This window comes from Agromyces capsici (assembly GCF_058349965.1).
The window spans coordinates 20618-41304 of record NZ_JBYRET010000001.1 but is presented as its reverse complement, the minus strand read 5'-3'; the positions used below and the strand labels follow the sequence as shown (position 1 = coordinate 41304).

The following is a 20687-nucleotide window of genomic DNA, read 5'->3' as shown; positions in this document are numbered from 1 at the left end:
CCATCCAGCACCGATCGAAAGGCACCCCATGCGCACCCTCGTGCTGAACGCCGGATATGAACCCCTCGCCGTCGTCTCGTTCAAGCGAGCCATCCTGCTCGTCATGAACGAGAAGGCCACAGTCATCCTCCACGACGAGGGCAATCCGGTGCACGGCACGAGCGGCGAATGGGTGCGGCCCAGCGTCATCCTGCTCACCCGGTACGTCCGGACGCCCCGGGTGCACCACGTGCCCGTGAGCCGCCGCGGGGTGCTGCGGCGCGACGAGCATCGGTGCGCGTACTGCGGCAAGTCGGCCGCGACGATCGACCACGTACTCCCGCGATCGCGGGGCGGCCGCGACACGTGGGAGAACCTCGTCGCGTGCTGCCTGCGCTGCAACAACGCCAAGGGCGACCACACGCCGGCCGAGATGGGATGGGCGCTGCGGATCACGCCGCGCATGCCGCACGGCCGGGGCTGGGTCGTGCGTGGATTCGAGCGCCCGCTGCCGCAGTGGAGCGACTTCCTGGAGCGAGCCGCCTGACCCGCGACGCGCCGTCTCCCGACCGATGACAGCGCTCCGGGCCGTGCCCTAAGGTGGTACGAGTCCGGAGCGCCCCCGATGCTCCACGACCGCAACCTGCGTCCCGGTTCCCCAGGCCGCGCGCAGGCCCCGGAGGTACACGACCCTTGTACGGTGACGAAACGCACGGCCGCCCCCCGAGCATGCGACCGCGGCGCCCCGCCGAGCCGCCCCACGCCGTCGAGCGCGGCCCGGCAGCCCCGGGCCGGCCGATGCCGCCGATGCCGGATGCCGCCTGGCCGGCGCCGCAGCGACGCGAGGCCCGTCCGCCCGCCTCGCCCGGTTACGGCGACGCGCGGCCGCGACCGCCGTACGACCGTCGTCCGGAGCCGGCCCGTCCGCCCTACGACGGGCCGGTCCAGCGGCGCGAGCGTCCGGCGGATCGCGAGCGGCCCGTCGAGCGGCGGGAGGCTCCGGCGTACGACCGGCCCGTCGAGCGGCGTGAGCGTCCGGCGTACGAGCAGCGTCCGGTCGAGCGGCGTGAGGCTCCGGCGTACGAGGAGCGTCCGGTCGAGCGGCGCGAGCGCCCCGCGTCCGCGCAGCCGGTCGACCGCCAGCAGCGTCCGGCAGGCCAGCGCCCCGTCGAGCGGCGCGAGCGGCCCGCGTCGGCCCCGCCCCCCGAGCGCCCGCAGCTCGCCGCATCCGACGCTGGGCGCCGCGCGCCCGTCCAGCCCGCGTCGCGTCGGTCGGCGGCACGACCCCCGCGCCGGCCGGCGGTGCTCGACCGGGCTCGCGCCGCGTTCGGCGCGCTCCGTCCCGCCCGCACCGACGGCCCCGTGGCATCCCGCCGCCGGAACGGCCCGCTGCGCGTCGCCGCGGCGCTCACGCTCGTCCCGGCTCTCGTCGGCACGCTCGCCCTCCCGGCGTACGCGTTCCTGCCGGGTGGGCACCTGCCGGGCGTGCAGACCAAGTTCAGCCTGTCGGTCGCCGAGGCGCAGGGGCTCTCGGTGTCGGAGCTCGCGAGCGGCGCGGCCGTCTCGGCCGACAGCTTCTCGGTGACGACGAAGGCCGAGATCGATTCGGCCGCCGCCAACGCAGCGGCGGCCGAGCGCGCCGCGCGGGCCGCCGAGCTCGCCTCGCGCGGCGGGGGCGCCTACGCCCAGGTCACGCAGCAGGCTGAGGGCGACGACTACCCCTGGTGGTACGAGACGCCCGACGACTACGGCGGCGGGCTCTCGCCGCTGCGCTACTACTACCGCGAGTGCGTCGACTTCGTCGCGTGGCGGCTGAACCGCGATGCGGGCGTGACGAGCGCGCCCTGGAAGTGGGACTGGGGCAACCTCGCCTCGGGCAGCGCCTGGAAGTGGGCCGACGAGTGGCAGTCGAAGGGCTGGCCGACGAGCAGCCAGCCGGTCGTCGGCTCGGTCGCATGGTTCCCGTACAACCACGTCGCGTACGTGCAGTCGGTCAACGGCGACGGAACCGTGACGATCGAGGAGTACAACCAGAACTCCGACCACTCGTACCACGTGCGCACGATCCCCGCGGGCGACGCCCTCTACCTCTACCCGCCGGTCTGATCCGGCACCACGGTGGGGTCGCACCTGTCGACGACATGGCGAATCGGGTGCGTGATCCTGTCCGATTCGGCGAATGCCACCGTCGCGGCGATCAGATAGCGTGGCGGACACTCCACCGAGAAAGCAGGTGCTCGCGATGACGCAGCCACACGACGACGGACGCCACGAGGACGCGGGGTTCGTCGACGAGCTCGCGCCGGCGACTTCCGCGATCGTCGTCCTCGGCTACAACTGACGTCGGGCCGGGCGCTCGGGCCCTCCCGGTGGCTCAGCCGGCGGATGTCGCCCCGAGCAGGCGCCCGCGCGGCGCGTCGCCCGGCACCGGCTCGCCGCGCAGCAGCGTGAGCCGCGTCCGCCCGGCGAGCACGCGGTGGTCGTAGGCCGAGATCGGGTTGCGGTGCCGCAGCGCGCGGGCATCGACGACGAACTCGTCGTCGGGTGCGAACACCGTGAGGTTCGCGTCCGCGCCGACCTCGATCCGGCCCGATCGCGCGAGGCCGGCCACTGATGCGGGACCGGTGGTGAACAGCGGGATCAGCCGTTCCAGCCCGATGCCGCGGCGGCGCGCCTCGGTCCAGACGGCCGCGAAGCCGACCTGCAGCCCGGCGATGCCACCCCAGGCGAGGCCGAAGTCGCCGTCGCCGGCGCGCTTCATCTCGATCGTGCTCGGCGAGTGGTCGCTCACGATCGCGTCGATCGTCCCGTCGAGCACGCCGTCCCACAGCCGGTCGCGGTTCGACGCCTCGCGGATGGGCGGGCAGCACTTGAACTCCGACGCGCCGTCGGGGATCTCCTCGGCCGCGATCGCGAGGTAGTGCGGGCAGGTCTCGACGGTGAGCGGAAGCCCCTCGCTCTTCGCGGCCCGGATCGCGGGCAGCGCCGCGGCGTCGCTGAGGTGCAGGATGTGCGCGCGGGCACCCGTGCGGCGCACGCCGTCGATGACGGCCGCGATCGCCGACTCCTCGCTCGCGGGGGGCCTCGACGCCAGGAACGGCGCGTAGCGGCGCCCGAGCGCGCCCGGGCCGGCCAGCAGGTCCGGGTCCTCGGCGTGCACGATGAGCCGGGAGCCGAGCGCGGCGACCTCGGCGAGCGCGCGCTCGAGGCCGCCGCGGTCGAGGTGGCCGAACTCCTCGACGCCCGAGGGGGAGAGGAAGCACTTGAAGCCGAAGACGCCGGCTGCGTGCAGTGCCCCGAGCGAGCCGAGGTTCTCGGGCACCGCGCCGCCCCAGAACCCGACGTCGACGGCGGCGGAGCGAGCCGCAGCAGCTCGCTTGACTTCGAGGGCCTCGACCGTGGTCGTCGGCGGGATGGAGTTGAGCGGCATGTCGACGATCGTGGTGACGCCCCCGGCCGCGGCGGCGAGGGTCGCCGAGCGGAACCCCTCCCACTCGGTCCGACCCGGTTCGTTCACGTGCACGTGCGAGTCGACGAGGCCGGGCAGGAGCACCGCATCGGCGCCGACGCGCAGTTCGGCGGCGCCCGGCACGTCGGCGTCGGCGTCGAGCACGTCGGCGACCGTTCCGCCGGCGACGACGACCGCGGCCGGTCGCATCGCACCGTCGACGTAGGCGCGCTCGGCCCGGATCACGAGATCGGTTGGGAGTGCCATCCCGCCAGCATCCCAGCCCCGGGTATCGCGCGCATCACGACGGCTCGTCCGCGGGCCGTGCGGGCACGCCGTCCCGGCGCGAGAGGGCCGCTAGACTCGTCCGGTCAGCCTCTGTAGCTCAATGGAAGAGCAGCTCCGTCCTAAGGAGAGGGTTGGGGGTTCGAGTCCCTCCAGGGGCACCGGTCAATCGCGCTGGCGGAGCAGCAGCATCCTGCGGGAGGTCTGGCGCACCGCCTCCTCGAACGTGTCGTAGCGGTAGGTCACGCCGGGGCGCGGCCGCATCCAGAGCATCTCGAACCCGTCGGCGAGCTCGTGGATGTAGCCCACGATATGGCGGCTGTCGCGGTCGTCGCAGCGCGTGTCGCAGACGCGCCAGGATGTCTCGCTCAGGGGCACCACGTCGATGAGCGTGTCCATCGTCGTTCCTCGTGTCGTCATCGTCGCCCTCCCTCGCGCGCCCGGACCCGTCCCACGACCGGTCGATTCCTTTCTACCTCCGGCCGGACGCCCCGGGCAGAGGCTTGACACTCCCGCCATCCGTTGTTCATCCGAGGGTCGTCGCGCAAGCCCCTGTGCGTCGACGTGCACGTCCGGTTACGCTGTGGCAGAGTCGGCTCGCAGCCCGGAGGTGCCCGTGGGAAAGCTCACGTACGACTCGACGCTCGGCGTCGACTTCGACGATCGCGTGTTGGCGCACCTGCAGCTCGTGATCGGCGCCAAGCTGCGGCGCGGCGAGTCCTTCTACTTCAGCTGGCGCGACGACCCGTCGATCGGCAACGGCCGGAGCACGCTCTGGATGCATCCGCGCATCTCGCTCGTGTTCAAGTACGCCGGAGGCCGTCAGCCCGCGATCAACCGCGCCTGGGTCGACGCGCTCATGTCGACGGCGAACTCGCCGGGCGGGCTCGTGCTGGTGCCCGAGCCCGACGCGAGGGCCGAGGGCGAGCACAACAGGGAGCACGAGTCATGAAGCGCGTGAACATCCACTACGACGGCGCCCAGTACTCGGTGGGGCACGCCGACGTCGAGGCGATCAAGCAGGCGATCGAGGAGGCGCACGCGACCGGCACGGCGCGCTGGATCCGGGTGAACTTCGGCGAGGGCCGTCCGCAGCCCGCCGACCTCCTCGTCGGTCCGGGGATCCCCGTGAGCATCATCCCGATCCCGTCCGACGACGACGTCGCCGACGAACCCGGCATCGCGTCGTCCGACGCGCGCGAGGGCGACGAGCTCGGCTGACGGTCAGCGGATCGGCGGCCACTCCAGTTCGTCGGTGTCGGCGTCGTCGATCTCGTCGTCCGCGGCGGACCCGCCCACGAGCGGGCGAGTGCTCGACAGCGCGGTCGTCGCCGAGCGGAGCCGCCCCACGAGCTCCTCGTCGGTGAGCTCCTCGAACTCCGATTCCACCGATTCGCTGACCAGCTGGCTTGCGGGTCCGATGAGCAGGTGTGCGCGCGCGACGCCCCCGGTCGCGGTGCGCACGGGGATGTCGATGGATGCCGCGGTGCGCCGGCCCGCGAGCGCGGCGGCGTAGTCCACGATCGCGTCGGCGATGTCGGTCCCGGTGAGCAGCTCGCCCCCGGCGTAGTGGATGCGCTGCATGATCACAGGTCTACCGGGCGGGCGCGGATCGGCTCAACCTCTTGCGCCGGGTGGCCCGGTCGTGGTCTCATGCGGACGATGCCGCCCGGATGCGTGCGATCCGCGCGTCGGCCCACCGTCCGCTGATCGGCCCGATGACGACGAGCGAGAGCCAGACGAGCCGCGCGGCGTCCGCGCCGACCAGGTACGCCACCGGGATCGACGCGAGGAAGACGACGGGCGTGGTCATGGTGTCGACGAACCGCACGGCGACCGCGCGCGCAGGGAGCGGGTCGGCCTCGAGGCCGTCGCGCCGGGCGACGAGTGCCACCGCCGACTGGGCGAGTACCGCGAGGCTGAGGTTCACCGCATACACCGCGATCGCGAGCGGCTCGTCGGCGGTGTCGACGTCGCTGATGCCCTGCGTCGAGAACGGGATGAGCACGACGAACGCGAGCGCCACGAGGTTGGCGGTGAGCACACCCGAACTGATTCCGGTGAGCCCGGCGACGATGCGGTGGTTGACGCGCCAGAACACGGCGATCACCGCGAAGCTGATCGCGAACCCGAGCAGCTGCCATCCGAGCCCGCTCGCCAGCAGGGCGACCGGGTCCGTCCACGCGCTCGCCTCGGGCGGGTCGATGTTGATGACGAGGAGCGTCAGCGCGAACGCGTAGACCGCGTCGAACAACGCGAACGCCCGGGCGAACTCGACCGTGTCGCGCTCGAACCGGGCGAGCGGGCGGAGATCACCGGAGCGTCGGTCGGCACGCACGTCCCCATCGTCCCGACGCCGTGGCGTGCGGGGCCGGAGGCGCGCCGACGACGGTCGCTCATGCGACGGGCGGTGCGTCAGGACCAGTCGACGGCGTGCACCCAGCCGGCGATGTAGGCCCGCTCCTCGGGCCCGAGCCGGACGCCCGACCGGGGGACCGGGCGGCCCTCGAGGTCGCAGAGCTCGTAGATGCGGCGGACCACGGCCGAACGCAGCGGAGCGGTCGGGTGCTCGAGGATCTCACGCTGCAGCGGGCCCTCGAGCATCGGCCACCACAGGCCGATCGAGGGCAGCGGGCCGTCGGCGGCGCGCGCGTCCTGGTCGGGTTCCTCGAGGAGCGAGGTCACTGCGCACGCTCCTCGCCGAGGCGACCCGACGCCTCGTCGCGCACGGCGACACGCTCGTCGGCGTCGGCAACCTCCTCGGCTCGCGCCTTGCGCTCGGCCTCCTCGAGGGCCGCATCCATCTCGCGATCGGCCTGCGGATCCTCGCTCTGCGGGTCGGACATCGTCATCCCCCAATTCGTTCGGGTCGCGCTCGCACGCCGTCGTGCAGGGCGACGACTTCGACGATACGCCGCGGCCGCGACCGACGCAGGGGTCTTGACCCTCCGACGGGGGCGATGCTAGCCCGCGGTGCGCCCGGCGTCCGCGGATGCGCGCTGTCGGACGGGGGGAGCATGATGAACGGATGGACCTGCCGGTGATGCCGCCCGTCTCCCCGATGCTCGCGAAGTCGGTCAAGGAGATCCCCGACGTCGGCCACGTCGAGCCCAAGTGGGACGGATTCCGCACGATCGTCTTCCGCGACGGCGACGAGGTCGAGCTGGGCAGTCGCAACGAGCGCCCGATGACCCGGTACTTCCCCGAGCTGGTCGAGGCACTGCGGGCGAACCTGCCCGAGCGGTGCGTCGTCGACGGCGAGATCGTGCTCGTCCGGGGCGGACGACTCGACTTCGATGCGCTGCAGCAGCGCATCCACCCCGCCGCGAGTCGCGTCCGGCTGCTCGCCGAGCAAACCCCTGTGTCGTTCGTCGCGTTCGACCTGCTCGCGCTCGGGGACGACGACCTGACGGGCCGCCCGTTCGCCGAGCGACGGGCGCTGCTCGAGCGAGCGCTCGCCGCGGCATCCGACCCCGTCTTCGTCACGCCGGCCACCTGCGACCTCGCCGAGGCGCGAGAGTGGTTCGAGCGCTTCGAGGGCGCCGGCCTCGACGGCGTGGTGGCCAAGCCGCTCGACGGCACCTATCAACCTGACAAGCGCACGATGTTCAAGATCAAGCACGAGCGCACCGCCGACTGCGTGGTGGCGGGCTACCGCTGGCACAAGACCGGCGGCATCGTCGGCTCGCTGCTGCTCGGCCTCTACGGCGACGACGGGCGGCTGCAGCACGTCGGGGTCGCCGCGTCGTTCCCCATGGCGCGGCGCCGGGCGCTCGTCGACGAGCTCGCGCCGTACGTCGTCACCGACCTGTCGGAGCACCCATGGGGGGAGTGGGCCGACCAGGCGGCCCAGGCCGGCGGGCGGTTGCCGGGGGCGGTGAGCCGATGGAGCGCCGGGAAGGACCTCTCGTTCGTGCCGCTGCGGCCCGAGCTCGTCGTCGAGGTCGCATACGACCACATGGAGGGCGACCGGTTCCGGCACACCGCGCAGTTCCGCCGGTGGCGACCCGACCGCACGCCCGAGAGCTGCACCTACGAGCAGCTCGAGGCGCCCGCCGGTCTCGACCTCGCCGAGATCCTGCCGGTCGAGCGCTGACGCGCGCCGCGCCATCCGACGCCCACCGACGAGACGGAGCGGGGACGCGCTCAGAGCACGGTGCGCAGTCCGGCCGAGTTCGCCGTGTGGTGCTCGAAGACGAGGTTGGTCTCGGTGAGGGCCACCGCGGGATTCGCCGAGAGGTTCTTCAGCACGAACTGACGCACATGCTCGCTGTCGCGGACGCGCACGTGGATCAGGAAGTCCTCACTGCCGCCCAGGAAGAACAGCTGCGCCACCTCGGGTTCGCCCCGCAGCTCGTCGGAGATCTGCTCCATGAGGTGACGGGCGCCCGGCCGGATGCGCACCGAGACGAGCGCCTGCAGCGTGTAGCCGAGCGCCGCCGGATTGATCTCGGCGGTGTAGCGCGTGATGACGCCGCGTTCGCGCAGCGACCTGACCCGGGCGAGGCACGTCGACGGGGAGACGCCCACCTCGCGCGCGAGATCGACGTTCGGGATGCGAGCGTTCTCGTGCAGGCGCGCGATGATCTGCCGGTCGATGTCGTCGAGGCTCACGCGGGCGGGTTCGCTGAACTGCGGCAGATCGGTCACGGCGTGTGTCCCCTTCGCACAATCGAGACGGATGACGCGATTCTACCGAACAGAATGCGGCGTGTCTTCCCAAACAACGAATGACAGGTGACCATTGAGGTACACATCCACACAGCATTCGGAGAATCCCCATGCGCATCGGCGTTCCCGCTGAGGTCAAGAACAACGAATTCCGCGTCGCGATGACGCCCGCGGGAGCACACGCACTCGTCCAGCGCGGCCACCGCGTCGACATCCAGGCCGGAGCCGGCGAAGGCGCCGGCTACCACGACGACGAGTACCGTGCCGTCGGCGCGAACATCGTCGCGACCGCCGACGAGGCCTGGGCGGCCGAGCTCGTGCTCAAGGTCAAGGAGCCCATCGAGCAGGAGTACGGCTTCCTGCGCGAGGACCTCACGCTCTTCACCTACCTGCACCTGGCGGCCGACCTGCCGCTCACGCGCGCGATCCTCGACTCCGGCGTCACCGCGATCGCGTACGAGACCGTCCAGCTCGCCGACCGCTCGTTGCCCCTGCTCACGCCCATGAGCGAGGTCGCCGGCCGGCTCGCACCGCAGGTCGGAGCGGCCGAGCTGCACGCCTCCAAGGGCGGCCGCGGCGTGCTGCTCGGCGGCGTGCCCGGCACCGCGCCCGCGAAGGTGCTCGTGATCGGCGGCGGCGTCGCCGGCGAGCAGGCCGCGGCGACCGCGCTCGGCCTCGGCGCCGACGTGACCGTCATGGACATCTCACTGCCCAAGCTCCGCGAGCTCGACGCCCGCTACGAGCACCGCATCAAGACGCTCGCCGCGTCGCCGTACGAGACGGCGCGCCAGGTGCGCGACGCCGACCTCGTGATCGGCGCGGTGCTCGTGCCCGGCGCCGCCGCGCCGAAGGTCGTCACCGACGAGATGGTCGCCACGATGAAGCGCGGCGCCGTGCTCGTCGACATCGCGATCGACCAGGGCGGCTGCTTCGAGGGCTCGCGGCCCACGACGCACGCCGAGCCGACGTTCCGCGTGCACGACGCGATCTACTACTGCGTCGCCAACATGCCGGGCGCGGTGCCCGCGACGTCGACCCCGGCGCTGACCAACGCCACCCTGCCGTACGTGCTCAAGGTCGCCGACCTGGGCTGGCAGGCCGCCCTCGCCGAGGATGCCGCGCTCGCGAAGGGCCTGAACGCCACGGGCGGCAAGCTGACCAACGAGGGGGTCGCCAAGGCGCACGGCCTCGAGCTCGCGACGCTCGGCTGAGCAGCGCGGCCACGGGACTCCCGCGCCGATCCGGCTCGCACGGAGCACGCGACGGCGCCGCCCGGTGATCCACCGGGCGGCGCCGTCGTGCGCGCGGGGTCTAGGAGAGCGAGAGGAAGAGCTTCTCGAGCTCGTCGAAGTCGAGCTTGTCGCCGTCGGCGGCACCCTCGGGGTCTGTCGCGCAGTCGCGCATCGCGGTCGAGATCACCGCGAAGCCTGCGCGGTCGAGTGCGCTCGAGACCGCCGCGAGCTGCGTGACGACCGAGCGGCAGTCGGCACCCGACTCGACGGCGTCGATGACGGCGTTGAGCTGGCCGCGCGCCCGCTTCAGGCGGTTGGCGATCCGGCGCTGCGCCTCGCCCTTGGTCTCGGTCATGGCGCTCATGCCGCACCTCCGACGGTGACGGGCAGTCCCACGCGGTGCCACTCGGCGATGCCGCCGTCGATGTTGACGGCGTCGACGCCCTGCGACTCCAGGTACTGCGTGGCGCGGGCACTGCGGCCGCCGACCGCGCACATCACGTAGACCGTGCGGTCCAGCGGGATCTCGTCGAGGCGTTCGACGAGCGCGGCGAGCGGGATGTGGTGCGTGCCGTCGACGCGGGCCTGGGCGCGTTCCTCGTCCTCGCGGACGTCGAGGATGAAGGCGTCCGCGGCGGCGTGCGCCTCGGTGGGGGTGATGGACTTCATTCGTGCTCCTCGGAGATGGATACCCCCATGGTATCAATACCCGGACGGTATCCGAATCTCCGCGCGCCCGGCGATGTCCCCGGCGAACGCGCCCGCGCCCCGTAGGGTGTCGGTGTGCAACGGCTCGATCGCGGTGACGACGAGGACGACGTCCTCGATGACGAGCCCGAGACCCGTGCCCCCGCGCCGACCGGGTCGACGGGCCCCCGACGCGACCCGGCGACGCCGCAGTCCGTCACCATCGGCGATCCGAGCGTGGTCGCCTCCAACGTCGCCGAGCCGAGCTGGCGTCGATGGCACGCCGAGCTGCGCGAGCTCGGCGGACGCTCGCCGCTCGTGCACTTCGACGATTCCTCCCGCACGCGCATCGAGCTCTCCACGACCCACCCGGGCGGCCTGCCGCAGTTCATCACCGGCAAGTCCACGCTGCTCTCCAGCCTCATCCGCGACGAGCTCGCGCTCCGCAACGCCCGCCTCGCGGCGGCCGAGATCACCCAGAAGGGCATCGAGCTGCGCTCCGTGCGCGGCGTCGAGGCCGTCCACCTCGCGATCGGCCTGGCCTCCTGGCAGCACGGCGGCGAGGACTTCGTCGCGCCCGTGCTGCTGCGTCCGCTCGCCATCCGCCGGTACGGCCGCGACTTCGAGTTGAAGCTCAAGGGCCAGCCGTTCCTCAACCCCGCCCTCGCCCGCGAGCTGCACGAGCAGTTCCAGATCACGCTCGACGCCGACGCCTTCGTCGCGCTCGCGATCACCAACGGCGTGTTCAAGCCGCAGCCCGTGATCGACCGCCTCCGCGGTCTCACCTCGCACCTGCCGCACTTCCAGGTCGCGCCGCGGCTCGTGGTCTCCTCGTTCGCCGAGGTGGGCCCCGCGATGGGGGCGGATGCCGCGCGCCTCGAGCACCCCGTGATCGACGCGATCGCCGGCAACCCGAGTGCGCGCGCGACGCTCGCCAAGCCCGTCGACCCGCCCCGCATCGTCCCGCAGGACGAGCGCCCGCCGTCGACCGACCGGCTCCTGCTCGACGCCGACTCCGAGCAGGAACGGGTCGTCGCGCAGGTCGAGCAGGGCGCCTCGCTCGTCGTGAAGACCCTCCCCGGCACGGGCGGGACGCAGACCATCGTCAACGCGATCGGCGCGCTCGTCGGGAACGAGCGGAGGGTGCTCGTGGTGGGCGCGCGACGCTCGAGCCTCGACGGCATCGCCCACCGCCTCGGACAGGTCGGCCTCGGCGGGCTCGCGGTCACGACCGAGCGGCTCCGGCGCGACCTCGTCCAGTCGATCAACCGGAACGAGAAGGCCGAGCAGCCGCGCATCGCCGATGTCGACGACGCGCTCGTCCGGCTCCGGAAGGTGCTGCTCGACTACCGTCATGCGCTCACGCGCCGCGACGCCGAGCTGCAGGCGTCCGTGCTCGACGCGCTCACCGCGCTCGCCGGCCTGGCGTCGATCGCGACGCCGCCCGACACCACCGCGCGCCTCGACCGCGGTTCGCTGGTCGCGCTCGCGACCGGGCGCGACGCCGTCGCCGCCGACCTCGTGCGTGCCGCCGCGCTCGGCGAGTTCCGGTACGGTCCGGGCGACTCCCCGTGGTACGGCGCCGCGTTCTCGACCTCCGAGGAGGCCACTGCAGCGCACGAGCTCGCCAAGCGACTGAGCGGCATCGAGGTGCCGCGGCTGCTCGAGCGGGCACGGGCGCTCATCGCGCAGACCCGGCTCCGCCGGTTCGAGTCGATCGCCGAGCTCGGCGTCTTCCTCCGCCTGCTGCACGACGTGCGCGACACGCTCGACAAGTTCCTGCCGGCCGTGTACGACCGTCCGCTCGGCGAGCTCATCGCCGCGACGGCGCCGCGCCGAGAGACCGGCATGTCCGGTGCGAACCGGCGCCGGCTCAAGCGCCTCGCGCTCGAGTACGTGCGGCCGGGCGTGCACGTCGGCGACCTCAACGCCGCGCTCCGCGGCATCCAGCAGCAGCGCACGCTGTGGCACCGGTACTCCGACGCGGGCGCCGTGCCCAGCGTGCCCGTCGGGCTCGACGACGTGCACGTCGCCTACCACACCGTCTCGGCCGACCTGCAGGCGCTCGACGTGCCGCTCGCGCTCGAGGGCTCGCCGCGGCGCCTCGCGGCACGGCCGCTGCGCGACCTCGAGGTCACGCTCGAGGGGCTCGCCGCCGAGTCCGAGGTGCTGCACAACCTGCAGGAGCGCACCGCGCTGCTGCAGAAGCTGCGCGACCTCGGCCTCGACCCGCTGCTCGTCGACCTCGCCAGGCGGCACGTGCCCGAGCAGCAGGTCGCCGCCGAGCTCGAGCTCGCGTGGTGGCAGTCGGTGCTCGAGACCATGCTCGCGGGCGACCCCGCCCTGCTCGGCGCGAACACGACCGTGCTCGACCGGCTCGAGGCCGACTTCCGCCTCGTCGACGACGCGCACGCGTCGGCGGCCGGCCCGCTGCTGGCGTGGCGGCTGGCCGAAGCGTGGCGCGTCGCACTCGTCGACCACCCCGAGGAGGCCGAGCGGCTCCGGCGCATGCTGCGCGGCGACCGCGTGCGCCCCGAGCGGCTGCATCGCGAGGCGCCGCACCTGTTCCGCACGCTGGCGCCGGTCTGGCTCGCCTCGCCGTACGAGGTGCCCGCGATCGACGACGCGATCCCGTTCGACACGGTGATCCTGGTCGATGCGGGCGCGACGACCATCGCCGAGAACCTGGGTGCGATCCGCCGGGCCACGCAGGTGGTGGCCTTCGGCGACCCCGTGACCCAGACGCCGACGCGCTTCGAGACGGCCATCCGCTCCGAGCCCGACGAGCGACCCGAACCCGACCACGCGGTCGACGCGCTGCACGCCGACTCGGCGCTCGCGCGCCTCGCCGACCTGCTGCCGACGATGACCCTCACCCGCAGCTACCGCGCCGGCGGCGAGGACCTGGCCGAGCTCGTCAACCGCCGCTTCTACGGCGGGCGCATCGTCTCGATGCCGTGGGCGGGCAGCTTCCTCGGGCACGGCAGCCTCGGGCTGCACTACGTGCGAGGCAACGGCCTGCCCGACCCGGTGACCGGCACGGTCGAGAGCCTCGACGCCGAGGTCGCCAGGGTCGTCGAGCTCGTCATGGAGCACGCCGTCAAGCGCCCGAGGGAATCGCTCATGGTCATCACCGCGAGCGCTCGCCACGCGGCGCGCGTGCACCAGTCGGTGCTCGCGGCGTTCGCCAAGCGCACCGACCTCTCCGACTTCATCCTGCGCGACCGTGCCGAGCCGTTCACGGTGCTCACGCTCGAGCAGGCGGTCGCGCAGAGCCGCGACCGGGTGATCTTCTCGATCGGCTTCGGCCGCACACCCCACGGGCGCCTGCTCTCGAACTTCGGGTCGCTCGGCGAGCCGGGGGGCGAACGGCTGCTCGCGGTCGCGATGACCCGGGCCCGTCGCTCGATGGACATCGTCTCCGCGTTCCGCCCCGACGACATCGACGAGGACCGGCAGCGCCACGGCGTGATCGCGCTCGCGAACGTGCTCGCCGAGACCGAGCAGCAGCAGTCCGCGCCGCGTGCGCCGGGCGTCGGCGACCCGATGCTCGTCGACCTCGCTCGACGGCTCAAGCGTCGCGGCATCCGCACCAGCGTCGGACACCGCGGCACGCTCTCGCTCGCGGCGGCGCACGCCGGCAAGGCGGTCGTCGTCGAGACCGACCCGGCGCTCGCCGGACAGAGCCTGCGCGAGTCGCTGCGACTGCGTCCCGATGTGCTGCGGCGACTCGGATGGCACTACCTCCGCGTGCACAGCTTCGAGCTGTTCGGCGACCCCGAGTCGGTCGCCGAGCGCGTCGCCGCGGTCCTCGGCAAGGCCGAGCCGGCGGAGGAGGCCGCGGCGGGATGACCGACGACGGCGAGCCGCGTCAGCGCATCGAGCGGTCGCGGGGCGGTCGCCGCGCTCGGCTGACCCCGGCGCCCGGGACGGACCCCGAGCCTGAGACGGCGGTGCCCGGGGCGCACGACGACGCCGAGCAGCCCGCTCGGCGGCCCGGACGCCCCGACGACGACCGGATCACGCGGGAGCGCCCGCCACACTGGTGAGACGACGGAGCGCCCGCCTCGCGGGTGCGAGGGGGCGCTCGGGTCGTGCGCGTCGCGCGGTCAGTCGCCTCGGTACGCGCCCGACGAGGTCGACCGCTCCGCCGCGAGGAGGTCGCGGATCTCGGTGAGCAGCGTCAGCTCGGTCTCCGGGTCCTCCGGCTTCGGTTCGCCCGACTTGCGCCGGGCCTCCGCGTGCTGCTTGAGCACGTTCATCGGCATCACGAACACGAAGTAGACGACCGCGGCGACGATGACGAACGTGAGGATCGCGCCGATGACCGCGCCGAACTTCACCTCGGCGACGCCCCCGTCGGTGGTCGGGATCTCGAGCACCAGCGCGGTGTCGAGGCTGTCCGCGCGGAACAGCGCGCCGATCAGCGGGTTGAAGACGTTGGTCACGATCGAGTTCACGACCGCGGTGAACGCGGCGCCGATGACGACCGCGACCGCGAGGTCGATGACGTTGCCTCGGAGGATGAACTCCCTGAATCCCTTGAGCACGCGGCGGACCCCCTTCTGTTCCGTTCGTTCGGGTGCGTGGTCGAGACGTCGGTGGATCAGGCGGCGCTCGCCGAGCTGCTCGTCGTCGTCGACGAGCCGGTCGAGGAGCCCGCGCCCGAACCGCCGGACGAAGAGGAGGACGACGACGAGGAGGACTCAGAGCCGGAGGAGCTCGCCGGCGAACCCGACGACGCCCCGGCACGCGAGTCGGTGCGGTAGAACCCCGACCCGTTGAAGGTCACGCCGACCGCGCTGAACAGCTTGCGGAGCTTGCCGCGGCAGGCGGGGCACTCGGTGAGCGAGTCGTCGGTGAAGGACTGCTGGATGTCGAAGGCGTCGCCGCACTCGGTGCAGCGGTACGAGTAGGTGGGCATGGAAGGCTCCCGCGATCCGTCGGTGGCAGTGGGGGCGTACGCCGGGAGGCTCAGAAGGCGACGATGCGCGTGGGGGTCACGACGCCGTTCACCGGCTGATCGTGGACCTCCCGCGGCACCTCCTCGACGAACTCGCCGTCGAAGACGATGGCGTACACCGGAGGACATTTTCCCATCGAACCCAGGGTCTTGTCGAAATAGCCGCGTCCCCACCCGAGGCGCATGCCTGTGGCATCCACCGCCGCGGCGGGCACGAGGATCAGGTCGACGTCGTTGATCGCCATGGGCCCGAGCAGTTCGCCGACCGGTTCGGGCATGCCGTGCAGGCCCGTGACCTCGTCCTCCTCCTCGCCGACCGTCCAGTCGAGCAGGCCGTCCTCCCGGGTCACGGGGAAGAGCACGCGCACCCCGCTCGCCTCGGCCCAGCGCACGAAGGGCCGGGTGTCGGGCTCGGTCGGCATCGAGAGGTAGCACGAGAGCGAGGTGGCGCCGGTCGAGCCGACGAGCTCCTGGAGGCGCGAGGTGAACCCCTCGCTCGCGAGCTCCCGCTCGTGCGCCGGCATGTTCTGCCGGCGCTCCCTCAGCTCGGCGCGGAGGATCCGCTTGACCACGGTCGGATCGTCGGGCATGGCAGCCATCCTAGGACCCGTCGCACCAAGGAACCGCCACCGGGTACGGCTACGCTGATGGCCATGACAGATCGGATCACGAAGGCCGTCATCCCTGCCGCGGGACTCGGGACCCGGTTCCTGCCGGCGACGAAGGCGATGCCGAAGGAGATGCTGCCGGTCGTCGACAAGCCCGCGATCCAGTACGTCGTCGAGGAGGCCGTGCACGCGGGGCTGACCGACGTGCTCATGATCACGGGCCGGAACAAGAACGCGCTCGAGAACCACTTCGACCGGGTGGCCGAGCTCGAGGCGACGCTCGAGGCCAAGGGCGACACGGCCAAGCTCCAGAAGGTGAACGAAGCCACCGACCTGGCCCAGATGCACTACGTGCGACAGGGCGACCCGAAAGGCCTCGGGCACGCCGTGCTGCGCGCCGAGATGCACGTGAACGACGAGCCGTTCGCGGTGCTGCTGGGCGACGACATCATCGACGAGCGCGACGTGCTGCTCACGCGCATGCTCGACGAGCAGGCGAGTCGCGACGCGTCGATCGTGGCGCTCCTCGAGGTCGACCCCGACAGCATCCACCTCTACGGCGCGGCCGAGATCGAGCCGACCGACGATCCCGACGTGGTGCGCATCACGGGGCTGGTCGAGAAGCCGGCGAAGGAGGTCGCCCCGTCGAACTACGCGGTCATCGGCCGCTACGTCCTGAAGCCCGAGGTGTTCGGAGTGCTCGAGCGCACCGAGCCGGGCAAGGGCGGCGAGATCCAGCTCACCGACGCGCTCATGGAGATGGCGAACGACGTCGAGGGCACCGGCGGCGTCTACGGCGTCGTCTTCCGCGGGCGCCGGTACGACACGGGCGACAAGCTCGACTACATCAAGGCGGTCGTCCAGCTCGCGGTCGACCGCGAGGACCTCGGTCCCGAGCTGCGCACCTGGCTGGCCGAGTTCTCGGCCGGGCTCGAACGGGGCTGAGGTGCCCGCGGCATCCGTTCCGACCCTCACCGACGGGTCGCTGACCCTCCGGCCGATCCGCGCGCGCGATGCGCGGCCGCTGGAACGGGTGCTGCTCGACAACCGCGGCTGGTTGCGGCGCTGGGAGGCGACCTACCCCGGCGGCGGGTCGATCATCGACACGCGCGCGAGCATCCGCAACCTCACCGCGCATGCCCGGGCCGGCACGGCGCTGCCGTTCATCATGGAGTGGGGCGGCGAGCTCGTCGGCCAGCTCAACGTCTCCTCGATCACGCACGGCTCGCTGTCGTCGGCGTCGATCGGCTACTGGGTCGCGAAGGACATGGCTGGGCGCGGGATCACGCCCGCCGCGGTGGCGCTGGCGACCGACCACTGCTTCCTCACGCTGCGGCTGCACCGCATGGAGATCTGCATCCGTCCGGAGAACCGTCCGTCGCTGCGCGTGGTCGAGAAGCTCGGCTTCCGCTACGAGGGCCTCCGGCGCCGCTTCATCCACATCGACGGCGACTGGCGCGACCACTTCGCGTTCGCCCTGGTCGCCGAGGAGGTTCCGGGCGGCGTGCTGCGCCGGTGGCGCGAGGGTCGGGCCCCGTCCGGCGCGGCGTCGATCCCCGCCGCCGACCGCGAGGCGGCGCTCACCCCCCTTCGGGTGGGCGATCGCTGACACGCCCCGAACTCAGCGGTTCGGCCGACCCCCCGTGACCTAGCGTTGACGCATGGATGCGATCGGTGGTGGGGTGCTCGTGGCGGTGGCCGCGACGCTCTGGATCGCCTACCTCCTGCCGAGCTGGCTGCGCCGCCGGCAGTACCTCGCGACCGAGCGCAACGCGGTCCGGCTGCAGCAGACGCTGCGCATCCTGGCCGAGACGGCGGAGACGCCCGAGGAGGTGCGGGTCGAGATGACGACCCGCGAGGTCGCCGCGCAGGAGCGCATCCTGCACGAGCACGAGCTCGCGGCGCGGCTCGAGGCGCAGGCCGCCGAGAACCTCGCGATCGCCGAGCGCATCGCCGCTGAAGAGGTTGCCGCGGCGGCCGAGCGCGAACTCGCCGAGCGGGCCGAGCACGCTGCCCGTTCGGCGACGACTGCCCCCGTGCCGGTCGTCGAGGCGGTTCCGGATGGCGCGGCGCACGCGTCCCCGCGGGGGCTCACGCGCCGCGGCCTGCGTCGCCGCCGCGCGCTGTGCTCGCTCCTGCTGCTCGCCTCCCTCCTGGCCGTCGTCGCGGGGCTCGCCATGCTCGCCTTCGGCGGCACGCCGTTCGTCGCGCTCGGCGGTGCCGTGGGCATCGTCGTGGCGATGACGGGCCTGGTCGTGCTCGCTCGCCGCCGACCGGCGGTCGTCGCAGCGCCCGCCGTGCCGCAGGCCGCGCCGATCGCCGAGCCGTTCGAGCCGATCGACGTCGAGGAGGAGCCCGAGGCATCCGCCGGCTGGACCCCGCAGCCGCTGCCGAAGCCGCTGCACCTCTCGCGCGGCACGATCGCCGCGAGCGTGATGGCGTCGATCGCCGAGGCCGAGCGGCTCAAGCGGGCGACGGCCGAGGCCGAGCTCGCCGAGCGCGCCGAGCGGATGGAGCCGCAGGTGCCCGTGCTGCGGCGGCCCGCGGCATCCGACCCGGTGCCCGCGGACGGCCCGGTCGACCCGGCGAACCCGTACGCGCGCATGGGCTTCGTCGACGCCGCGGAACCCGGCATGAGCGACCTCGACCTGGTGCTGCGCCGTCGGCGAACCGCGGTCTGACGCACCGCTCTCGGGTGGTCCGGACCACCCGTCGCGGGATGGTAGAGTCGTTGACGGCTCGGGCCCATGGCGCAGTTGGTAGCGCGTCTCGTTCGCAATGAGAAGGTCGGGGGTTCGAATCCCCCTGGGTCCACCGAGTGAAAGCCCCGGTCGTCAGACCGGGGCTTTCGTCGTCTCCGCCGTCCGGTCGGCCGTGGCATGATCCGCCGGGGCTGCCAGGGGGGACCTGGCAGTGCGTGTCCCGACGCGTCCTCCCTCGCGGCGCCGGCATCCGGTGGAATGGTCGCGACGACGGAGGAAGGACGCGACATGCACACGAGAGCACTCGGCCAGGGACTGGAGGTGTCCGCGGTCGGCCTGGGCGCCATGGGCATGTCGATGAGCTACGGGCCGAATCCCGGCGACCGGGACGACATGATCGGCGTGCTCCGCCACGCCGTCGAGCAGGGCATCACGTTCATCGACACGGCCGAGGTCTACGGGCCGTACGACAACGAGCGGCTCGTCGGCGAGGCGATCGCCCCCGTGCGCGACCGGGTCGTGGTCGCAACCAAGTTCGGGTGGAACATCGTCGACGGGCGCATGCAGGGCACCGATTCGCGACCCGAGCAGATCCGCCGCGTCGCGGACGCCTCGCTCGCGCGGCTCGGCGTCGAGGCGATCGACCTCTTCTACCAGCATCGCGTCGACCCCGCCGTGCCCGTCGAGGACGTCGCCGGCGCCGTGGGAGAGCTCGTGGCCGCGGGCAAGGTGAAGCACTTCGGCCTCTCCGAGGCCGGGGCGAGCACGATCCGCCGGGCGCACGCGGTCTTCCCGGTCACCGCAGTCCAGAGCGAGTACTCGCTCTGGACCCGCGACCCCGAGGCCGAGGTGCTCCCGGCCTGTGCGGAGCTCGGCATCGGGTTCGTGCCGTTCAGCCCGCTCGGCAAGGGGTTCTTCACGGGTGCCGTGACGACCGGCTCGACCTTCGGCGACGGTGAGATCCGGTCTCGCGTCCCGCGGTTCGAGGCTGCGAACCTGGCCGCGAACCAGGCGCTCGTCGATCACGTGCGCGAGCTCGCCGAGCAGCGCGGCGCGGCGGCCGCGCAGGTCGCGCTGGCGTGGCTGCTGGCGCAGCGTCCGTTCATCGTGCCGATCCCCGGCACCCGACGCCGCGAGCGCGTCGACGAGAACGCGGCGGCGACGACCGTCGCGCTCTCGGCCGACGAGGTCGCCGACCTGAACGGCATCGTGCAGCGGCTCGGCGTCGCGGGCGACCGCTACGACGAGTCCGGCATGCGGATGGTCGGGCTCTGATCGGTCGTGAGACATCCGTCCACGTCCATGGTCGCCGACTCGCGGCCCGCCGGGCCGACGGGACCGCGCCCGACCTCAGTCGAGCGCGATGTCGACCACGAGGCGCGACGGATTCCGCAGCGTCGTGACGGTGAACGCCCGCTCGCGATCGAGGCCGACGGCCCAGGCCGTCATCCCCTCGAAGTTCTCGATCTGCTGGAGCTCGACGATCGTCCCGACATTGTCCGGCACGAGCTCGCGGGGTCCGTCGTAGCCGTCGCCGTCGGGGTTGGGCATCCACGAGCCCGCTGAGATCACGAGCGTCGCGTCGCCCGCCACCTCGACCGGCTCACCCCTCGGCGAATCGATGATCGGGTCGGGCTGGTACTCCACGCGGTATCCGGGCAGGTCGCCGGTTCCCGCGAACTCGATCACGACCCGCTCGAAGCACGGCGGATGGCCGCCCGTGCGGATCTCGAGGCCGACGAGGGTCGACAGGCGCCCGGGGAAGCCGTCTTCGATCGTGTCCGTCCCGCCGGGGTCGGGACACTCCGCCGCTGCCGGCTGCGTCGGGGAGGTCGTCGCCGGCGGCGTCGCAGCGGGCGTGGACTCGGACGGCGCGGTCGACGTCGGCGTCGGCTCGGGCCCGGTCAAGGTGCACGCCGACACGGACATCGCAGCTGCGGCGACGAGCACGAACGCAGCAGCCCTCCATGCTCGGCGAGTGGACGGTCGGATGCATCCCGATCCGGATCGCATCATCGCTCCTCCTCCAGCTGAACGGACCATCGGCCACGCTCACTCGGCCACATCGGCGTGGTGAACGGATCATCGGCCGAACCTGGGGCAAGGCTAGCC

General features: G+C 72.6%; 24 protein-coding genes, 2 tRNA genes and 1 pseudogene. 14 read left to right on the top strand and 13 right to left on the bottom strand.

The annotated features are described in order from the left end of the window. The first annotated feature begins 28 nt into the window (after positions 1-28). Positions 29-526, top strand: coding sequence for an HNH endonuclease (locus tag AC3RKB_RS00230; protein ID WP_491433980.1), 498 nt, complete (start codon positions 29-31; stop codon positions 524-526). Between the two features lie 260 nt (positions 527-786). Then, the gene (locus tag AC3RKB_RS00225; RefSeq protein ID WP_491433979.1) at positions 787-2085 is read left to right on the top strand and encodes a CHAP domain-containing protein; all 1299 of its coding nucleotides are present in this window, start codon (positions 787-789) and stop codon (positions 2083-2085) included. 268 nt (positions 2086-2353) lie between these two features. Here the strand turns inward: AC3RKB_RS00225 and allB are convergent, their stop codons facing one another. Beyond that, a complete protein-coding gene (gene allB / locus AC3RKB_RS00220; RefSeq protein WP_491433978.1) occupies positions 2354-3694 on the bottom strand; it encodes an allantoinase AllB in 1341 nt (446 codons plus the stop codon). 107 nt (positions 3695-3801) lie between these two features. On the opposite strand from allB, the gene AC3RKB_RS00215 reads away from it, so the two are divergent. After that, positions 3802-3873: transfer RNA gene (locus tag AC3RKB_RS00215), tRNA-Arg, on the top strand. Between the two features lie 4 nt (positions 3874-3877). On the opposite strand, the gene AC3RKB_RS00210 is transcribed toward AC3RKB_RS00215, so the two are convergent. Then, positions 3878-4111 carry a hypothetical protein gene (locus AC3RKB_RS00210; protein ID WP_491433977.1) on the bottom strand — a complete coding sequence of 78 codons (234 nt, stop codon included), beginning with the start codon at positions 4109-4111 and terminating at the stop codon, positions 3878-3880. 217 nt (positions 4112-4328) lie between these two features. Here AC3RKB_RS00210 and AC3RKB_RS00205 point away from each other — a divergent pair, with 217 nt between their 5' ends. Both AC3RKB_RS00205 and AC3RKB_RS00200 read left to right on the top strand, forming a co-directional pair. Further along, positions 4329-4664, top strand: a complete 336-nt coding sequence (locus AC3RKB_RS00205) for a DUF7882 family protein (RefSeq protein WP_491433976.1) — start codon at positions 4329-4331, stop codon at positions 4662-4664. After that, positions 4661-4933 (top strand): hypothetical protein, encoded by a 273-nt coding sequence (locus AC3RKB_RS00200; protein WP_491433975.1) that lies wholly within the window; start codon positions 4661-4663, stop codon positions 4931-4933. The genes AC3RKB_RS00205 and AC3RKB_RS00200 overlap by 4 nt, the downstream gene beginning before the upstream one ends. A gap of 3 nt (positions 4934-4936) precedes the next feature. On the opposite strand, the gene AC3RKB_RS00195 is transcribed toward AC3RKB_RS00200, so the two are convergent. From AC3RKB_RS00195 to AC3RKB_RS00180, 4 genes are all read right to left on the bottom strand, one after another. Next, a complete protein-coding gene (locus tag AC3RKB_RS00195) occupies positions 4937-5296 on the bottom strand; it encodes a hypothetical protein (RefSeq protein WP_491433974.1) in 360 nt (119 codons plus the stop codon). Between the two features lie 67 nt (positions 5297-5363). Further along, positions 5364-6050 carry a TMEM175 family protein gene (locus tag AC3RKB_RS00190; RefSeq protein WP_491433973.1) on the bottom strand — a complete coding sequence of 229 codons (687 nt, stop codon included), beginning with the start codon at positions 6048-6050 and terminating at the stop codon, positions 5364-5366. 77 nt (positions 6051-6127) lie between these two features. After that, positions 6128-6397, bottom strand: coding sequence for a hypothetical protein (locus tag AC3RKB_RS00185; RefSeq protein WP_491433972.1), 270 nt, complete (start codon positions 6395-6397; stop codon positions 6128-6130). After that, the gene (locus tag AC3RKB_RS00180) at positions 6394-6564 is read right to left on the bottom strand and encodes a hypothetical protein (RefSeq protein ID WP_491433971.1); all 171 of its coding nucleotides are present in this window, start codon (positions 6562-6564) and stop codon (positions 6394-6396) included. Before AC3RKB_RS00180 ends, AC3RKB_RS00185 begins: the two co-directional genes overlap by 4 nt. A gap of 176 nt (positions 6565-6740) precedes the next feature. Here AC3RKB_RS00180 and AC3RKB_RS00175 point away from each other — a divergent pair, with 176 nt between their 5' ends. Beyond that, the gene (locus tag AC3RKB_RS00175; RefSeq protein ID WP_491433970.1) at positions 6741-7808 is read left to right on the top strand and encodes an ATP-dependent DNA ligase; all 1068 of its coding nucleotides are present in this window, start codon (positions 6741-6743) and stop codon (positions 7806-7808) included. A 50-nt stretch (positions 7809-7858) separates the two neighbouring features. On the opposite strand, the gene AC3RKB_RS00170 is transcribed toward AC3RKB_RS00175, so the two are convergent. Continuing rightward, entirely contained in the window at positions 7859-8362 is a 504-nt protein-coding gene (locus AC3RKB_RS00170) for an Lrp/AsnC family transcriptional regulator (RefSeq protein WP_491433969.1), read from the bottom strand. Between the two features lie 131 nt (positions 8363-8493). Here AC3RKB_RS00170 and ald point away from each other — a divergent pair, with 131 nt between their 5' ends. Beyond that, positions 8494-9594: an alanine dehydrogenase gene (gene ald, locus AC3RKB_RS00165; protein WP_491433968.1), complete on the top strand. Its 1101-nt coding sequence runs from the start codon at positions 8494-8496 to the stop codon at positions 9592-9594. 100 nt (positions 9595-9694) lie between these two features. Here ald and AC3RKB_RS00160 read toward each other — a convergent pair whose 3' ends face one another. Both AC3RKB_RS00160 and AC3RKB_RS00155 read right to left on the bottom strand, forming a co-directional pair. Further along, a complete protein-coding gene (locus tag AC3RKB_RS00160; RefSeq protein WP_491436718.1) occupies positions 9695-9970 on the bottom strand; it encodes a metal-sensitive transcriptional regulator in 276 nt (91 codons plus the stop codon). A gap of 5 nt (positions 9971-9975) precedes the next feature. Beyond that, a complete protein-coding gene (locus AC3RKB_RS00155) occupies positions 9976-10284 on the bottom strand; it encodes a rhodanese-like domain-containing protein (protein ID WP_491433967.1) in 309 nt (102 codons plus the stop codon). A 114-nt stretch (positions 10285-10398) separates the two neighbouring features. Here AC3RKB_RS00155 and AC3RKB_RS00150 point away from each other — a divergent pair, with 114 nt between their 5' ends. Further along, entirely contained in the window at positions 10399-14154 is a 3756-nt protein-coding gene (locus AC3RKB_RS00150) for an AAA family ATPase (RefSeq protein ID WP_491433966.1), read from the top strand. Between the two features lie 257 nt (positions 14155-14411). On the opposite strand, the gene mscL is transcribed toward AC3RKB_RS00150, so the two are convergent. After that, positions 14412-14852 carry a large conductance mechanosensitive channel protein MscL gene (gene mscL, locus AC3RKB_RS00145; protein WP_491433965.1) on the bottom strand — a complete coding sequence of 147 codons (441 nt, stop codon included), beginning with the start codon at positions 14850-14852 and terminating at the stop codon, positions 14412-14414. 36 nt (positions 14853-14888) lie between these two features. Between mscL and AC3RKB_RS00140 the strand changes: the two genes are divergently transcribed. Beyond that, positions 14889-15071, top strand: coding sequence for a hypothetical protein (locus tag AC3RKB_RS00140; RefSeq protein ID WP_491436836.1), 183 nt, complete (start codon positions 14889-14891; stop codon positions 15069-15071). A 62-nt stretch (positions 15072-15133) separates the two neighbouring features. Here the strand turns inward: AC3RKB_RS00140 and AC3RKB_RS00135 are convergent. Next, positions 15134-15226: pseudogene (locus AC3RKB_RS00135) on the bottom strand (FmdB family zinc ribbon protein); the annotation flags it as partial. 50 nt (positions 15227-15276) lie between these two features. After that, entirely contained in the window at positions 15277-15855 is a 579-nt protein-coding gene (locus AC3RKB_RS00130) for a 5-formyltetrahydrofolate cyclo-ligase (RefSeq protein ID WP_491433964.1), read from the bottom strand. A 63-nt stretch (positions 15856-15918) separates the two neighbouring features. Here AC3RKB_RS00130 and galU point away from each other — a divergent pair, with 63 nt between their 5' ends. From galU to AC3RKB_RS00105, 5 genes are all read left to right on the top strand, one after another. Then, positions 15919-16818, top strand: coding sequence for a UTP--glucose-1-phosphate uridylyltransferase GalU (galU, locus tag AC3RKB_RS00125; RefSeq protein ID WP_491433963.1), 900 nt, complete (start codon positions 15919-15921; stop codon positions 16816-16818). 1 nt (position 16819) lies between these two features. Beyond that, a complete protein-coding gene (locus tag AC3RKB_RS00120) occupies positions 16820-17482 on the top strand; it encodes a GNAT family N-acetyltransferase (RefSeq protein WP_491433962.1) in 663 nt (220 codons plus the stop codon). A gap of 52 nt (positions 17483-17534) precedes the next feature. Further along, positions 17535-18554 carry a hypothetical protein gene (locus tag AC3RKB_RS00115; protein WP_491433961.1) on the top strand — a complete coding sequence of 340 codons (1020 nt, stop codon included), beginning with the start codon at positions 17535-17537 and terminating at the stop codon, positions 18552-18554. Between the two features lie 60 nt (positions 18555-18614). Next, a tRNA-Ala gene (locus AC3RKB_RS00110) sits at positions 18615-18687 on the top strand. A 176-nt stretch (positions 18688-18863) separates the two neighbouring features. Then, positions 18864-19850: an aldo/keto reductase gene (locus AC3RKB_RS00105; RefSeq protein WP_491433960.1), complete on the top strand. Its 987-nt coding sequence runs from the start codon at positions 18864-18866 to the stop codon at positions 19848-19850. A gap of 75 nt (positions 19851-19925) precedes the next feature. Here the strand turns inward: AC3RKB_RS00105 and AC3RKB_RS00100 are convergent, their stop codons facing one another. Further along, entirely contained in the window at positions 19926-20483 is a 558-nt protein-coding gene (locus tag AC3RKB_RS00100; protein ID WP_491433959.1) for an AMIN-like domain-containing (lipo)protein, read from the bottom strand. Between the last annotated feature and the right edge of the window lie 204 nt (positions 20484-20687).

What these genes read in the sequence shown, in the direction of transcription:
- AC3RKB_RS00230 (WP_491433980.1), top strand. Translation starts at nt 29, where the DNA reads ATGCGCACCCTCGTGCTGAACGCCGGATATGAACCCCTCGCCGTCGTC.
- AC3RKB_RS00225 (WP_491433979.1), top strand. Translation starts at nt 787, where the DNA reads ATGCCGGATGCCGCCTGGCCGGCGCCGCAGCGACGCGAGGCCCGTCCG.
- allB (WP_491433978.1), bottom strand. Translation starts at nt 3,694, where the DNA reads ATGGCACTCCCAACCGATCTCGTGATCCGGGCCGAGCGCGCCTACGTC.
- AC3RKB_RS00210 (WP_491433977.1), bottom strand. Translation starts at nt 4,111, where the DNA reads ATGGACACGCTCATCGACGTGGTGCCCCTGAGCGAGACATCCTGGCGC.
- AC3RKB_RS00200 (WP_491433975.1), top strand. Translation starts at nt 4,661, where the DNA reads ATGAAGCGCGTGAACATCCACTACGACGGCGCCCAGTACTCGGTGGGG.
- AC3RKB_RS00195 (WP_491433974.1), bottom strand. Translation starts at nt 5,296, where the DNA reads ATGCAGCGCATCCACTACGCCGGGGGCGAGCTGCTCACCGGGACCGAC.
- AC3RKB_RS00180 (WP_491433971.1), bottom strand. Translation starts at nt 6,564, where the DNA reads ATGACGATGTCCGACCCGCAGAGCGAGGATCCGCAGGCCGATCGCGAG.
- AC3RKB_RS00175 (WP_491433970.1), top strand. Translation starts at nt 6,741, where the DNA reads ATGGACCTGCCGGTGATGCCGCCCGTCTCCCCGATGCTCGCGAAGTCG.
- ald (WP_491433968.1), top strand. Translation starts at nt 8,494, where the DNA reads ATGCGCATCGGCGTTCCCGCTGAGGTCAAGAACAACGAATTCCGCGTC.
- AC3RKB_RS00160 (WP_491436718.1), bottom strand. Translation starts at nt 9,970, where the DNA reads ATGACCGAGACCAAGGGCGAGGCGCAGCGCCGGATCGCCAACCGCCTG.
- AC3RKB_RS00155 (WP_491433967.1), bottom strand. Translation starts at nt 10,284, where the DNA reads ATGAAGTCCATCACCCCCACCGAGGCGCACGCCGCCGCGGACGCCTTC.
- AC3RKB_RS00130 (WP_491433964.1), bottom strand. Translation starts at nt 15,855, where the DNA reads ATGCCCGACGATCCGACCGTGGTCAAGCGGATCCTCCGCGCCGAGCTG.
- galU (WP_491433963.1), top strand. Translation starts at nt 15,919, where the DNA reads ATGACAGATCGGATCACGAAGGCCGTCATCCCTGCCGCGGGACTCGGG.
- AC3RKB_RS00115 (WP_491433961.1), top strand. Translation starts at nt 17,535, where the DNA reads ATGGATGCGATCGGTGGTGGGGTGCTCGTGGCGGTGGCCGCGACGCTC.
- AC3RKB_RS00105 (WP_491433960.1), top strand. Translation starts at nt 18,864, where the DNA reads ATGCACACGAGAGCACTCGGCCAGGGACTGGAGGTGTCCGCGGTCGGC.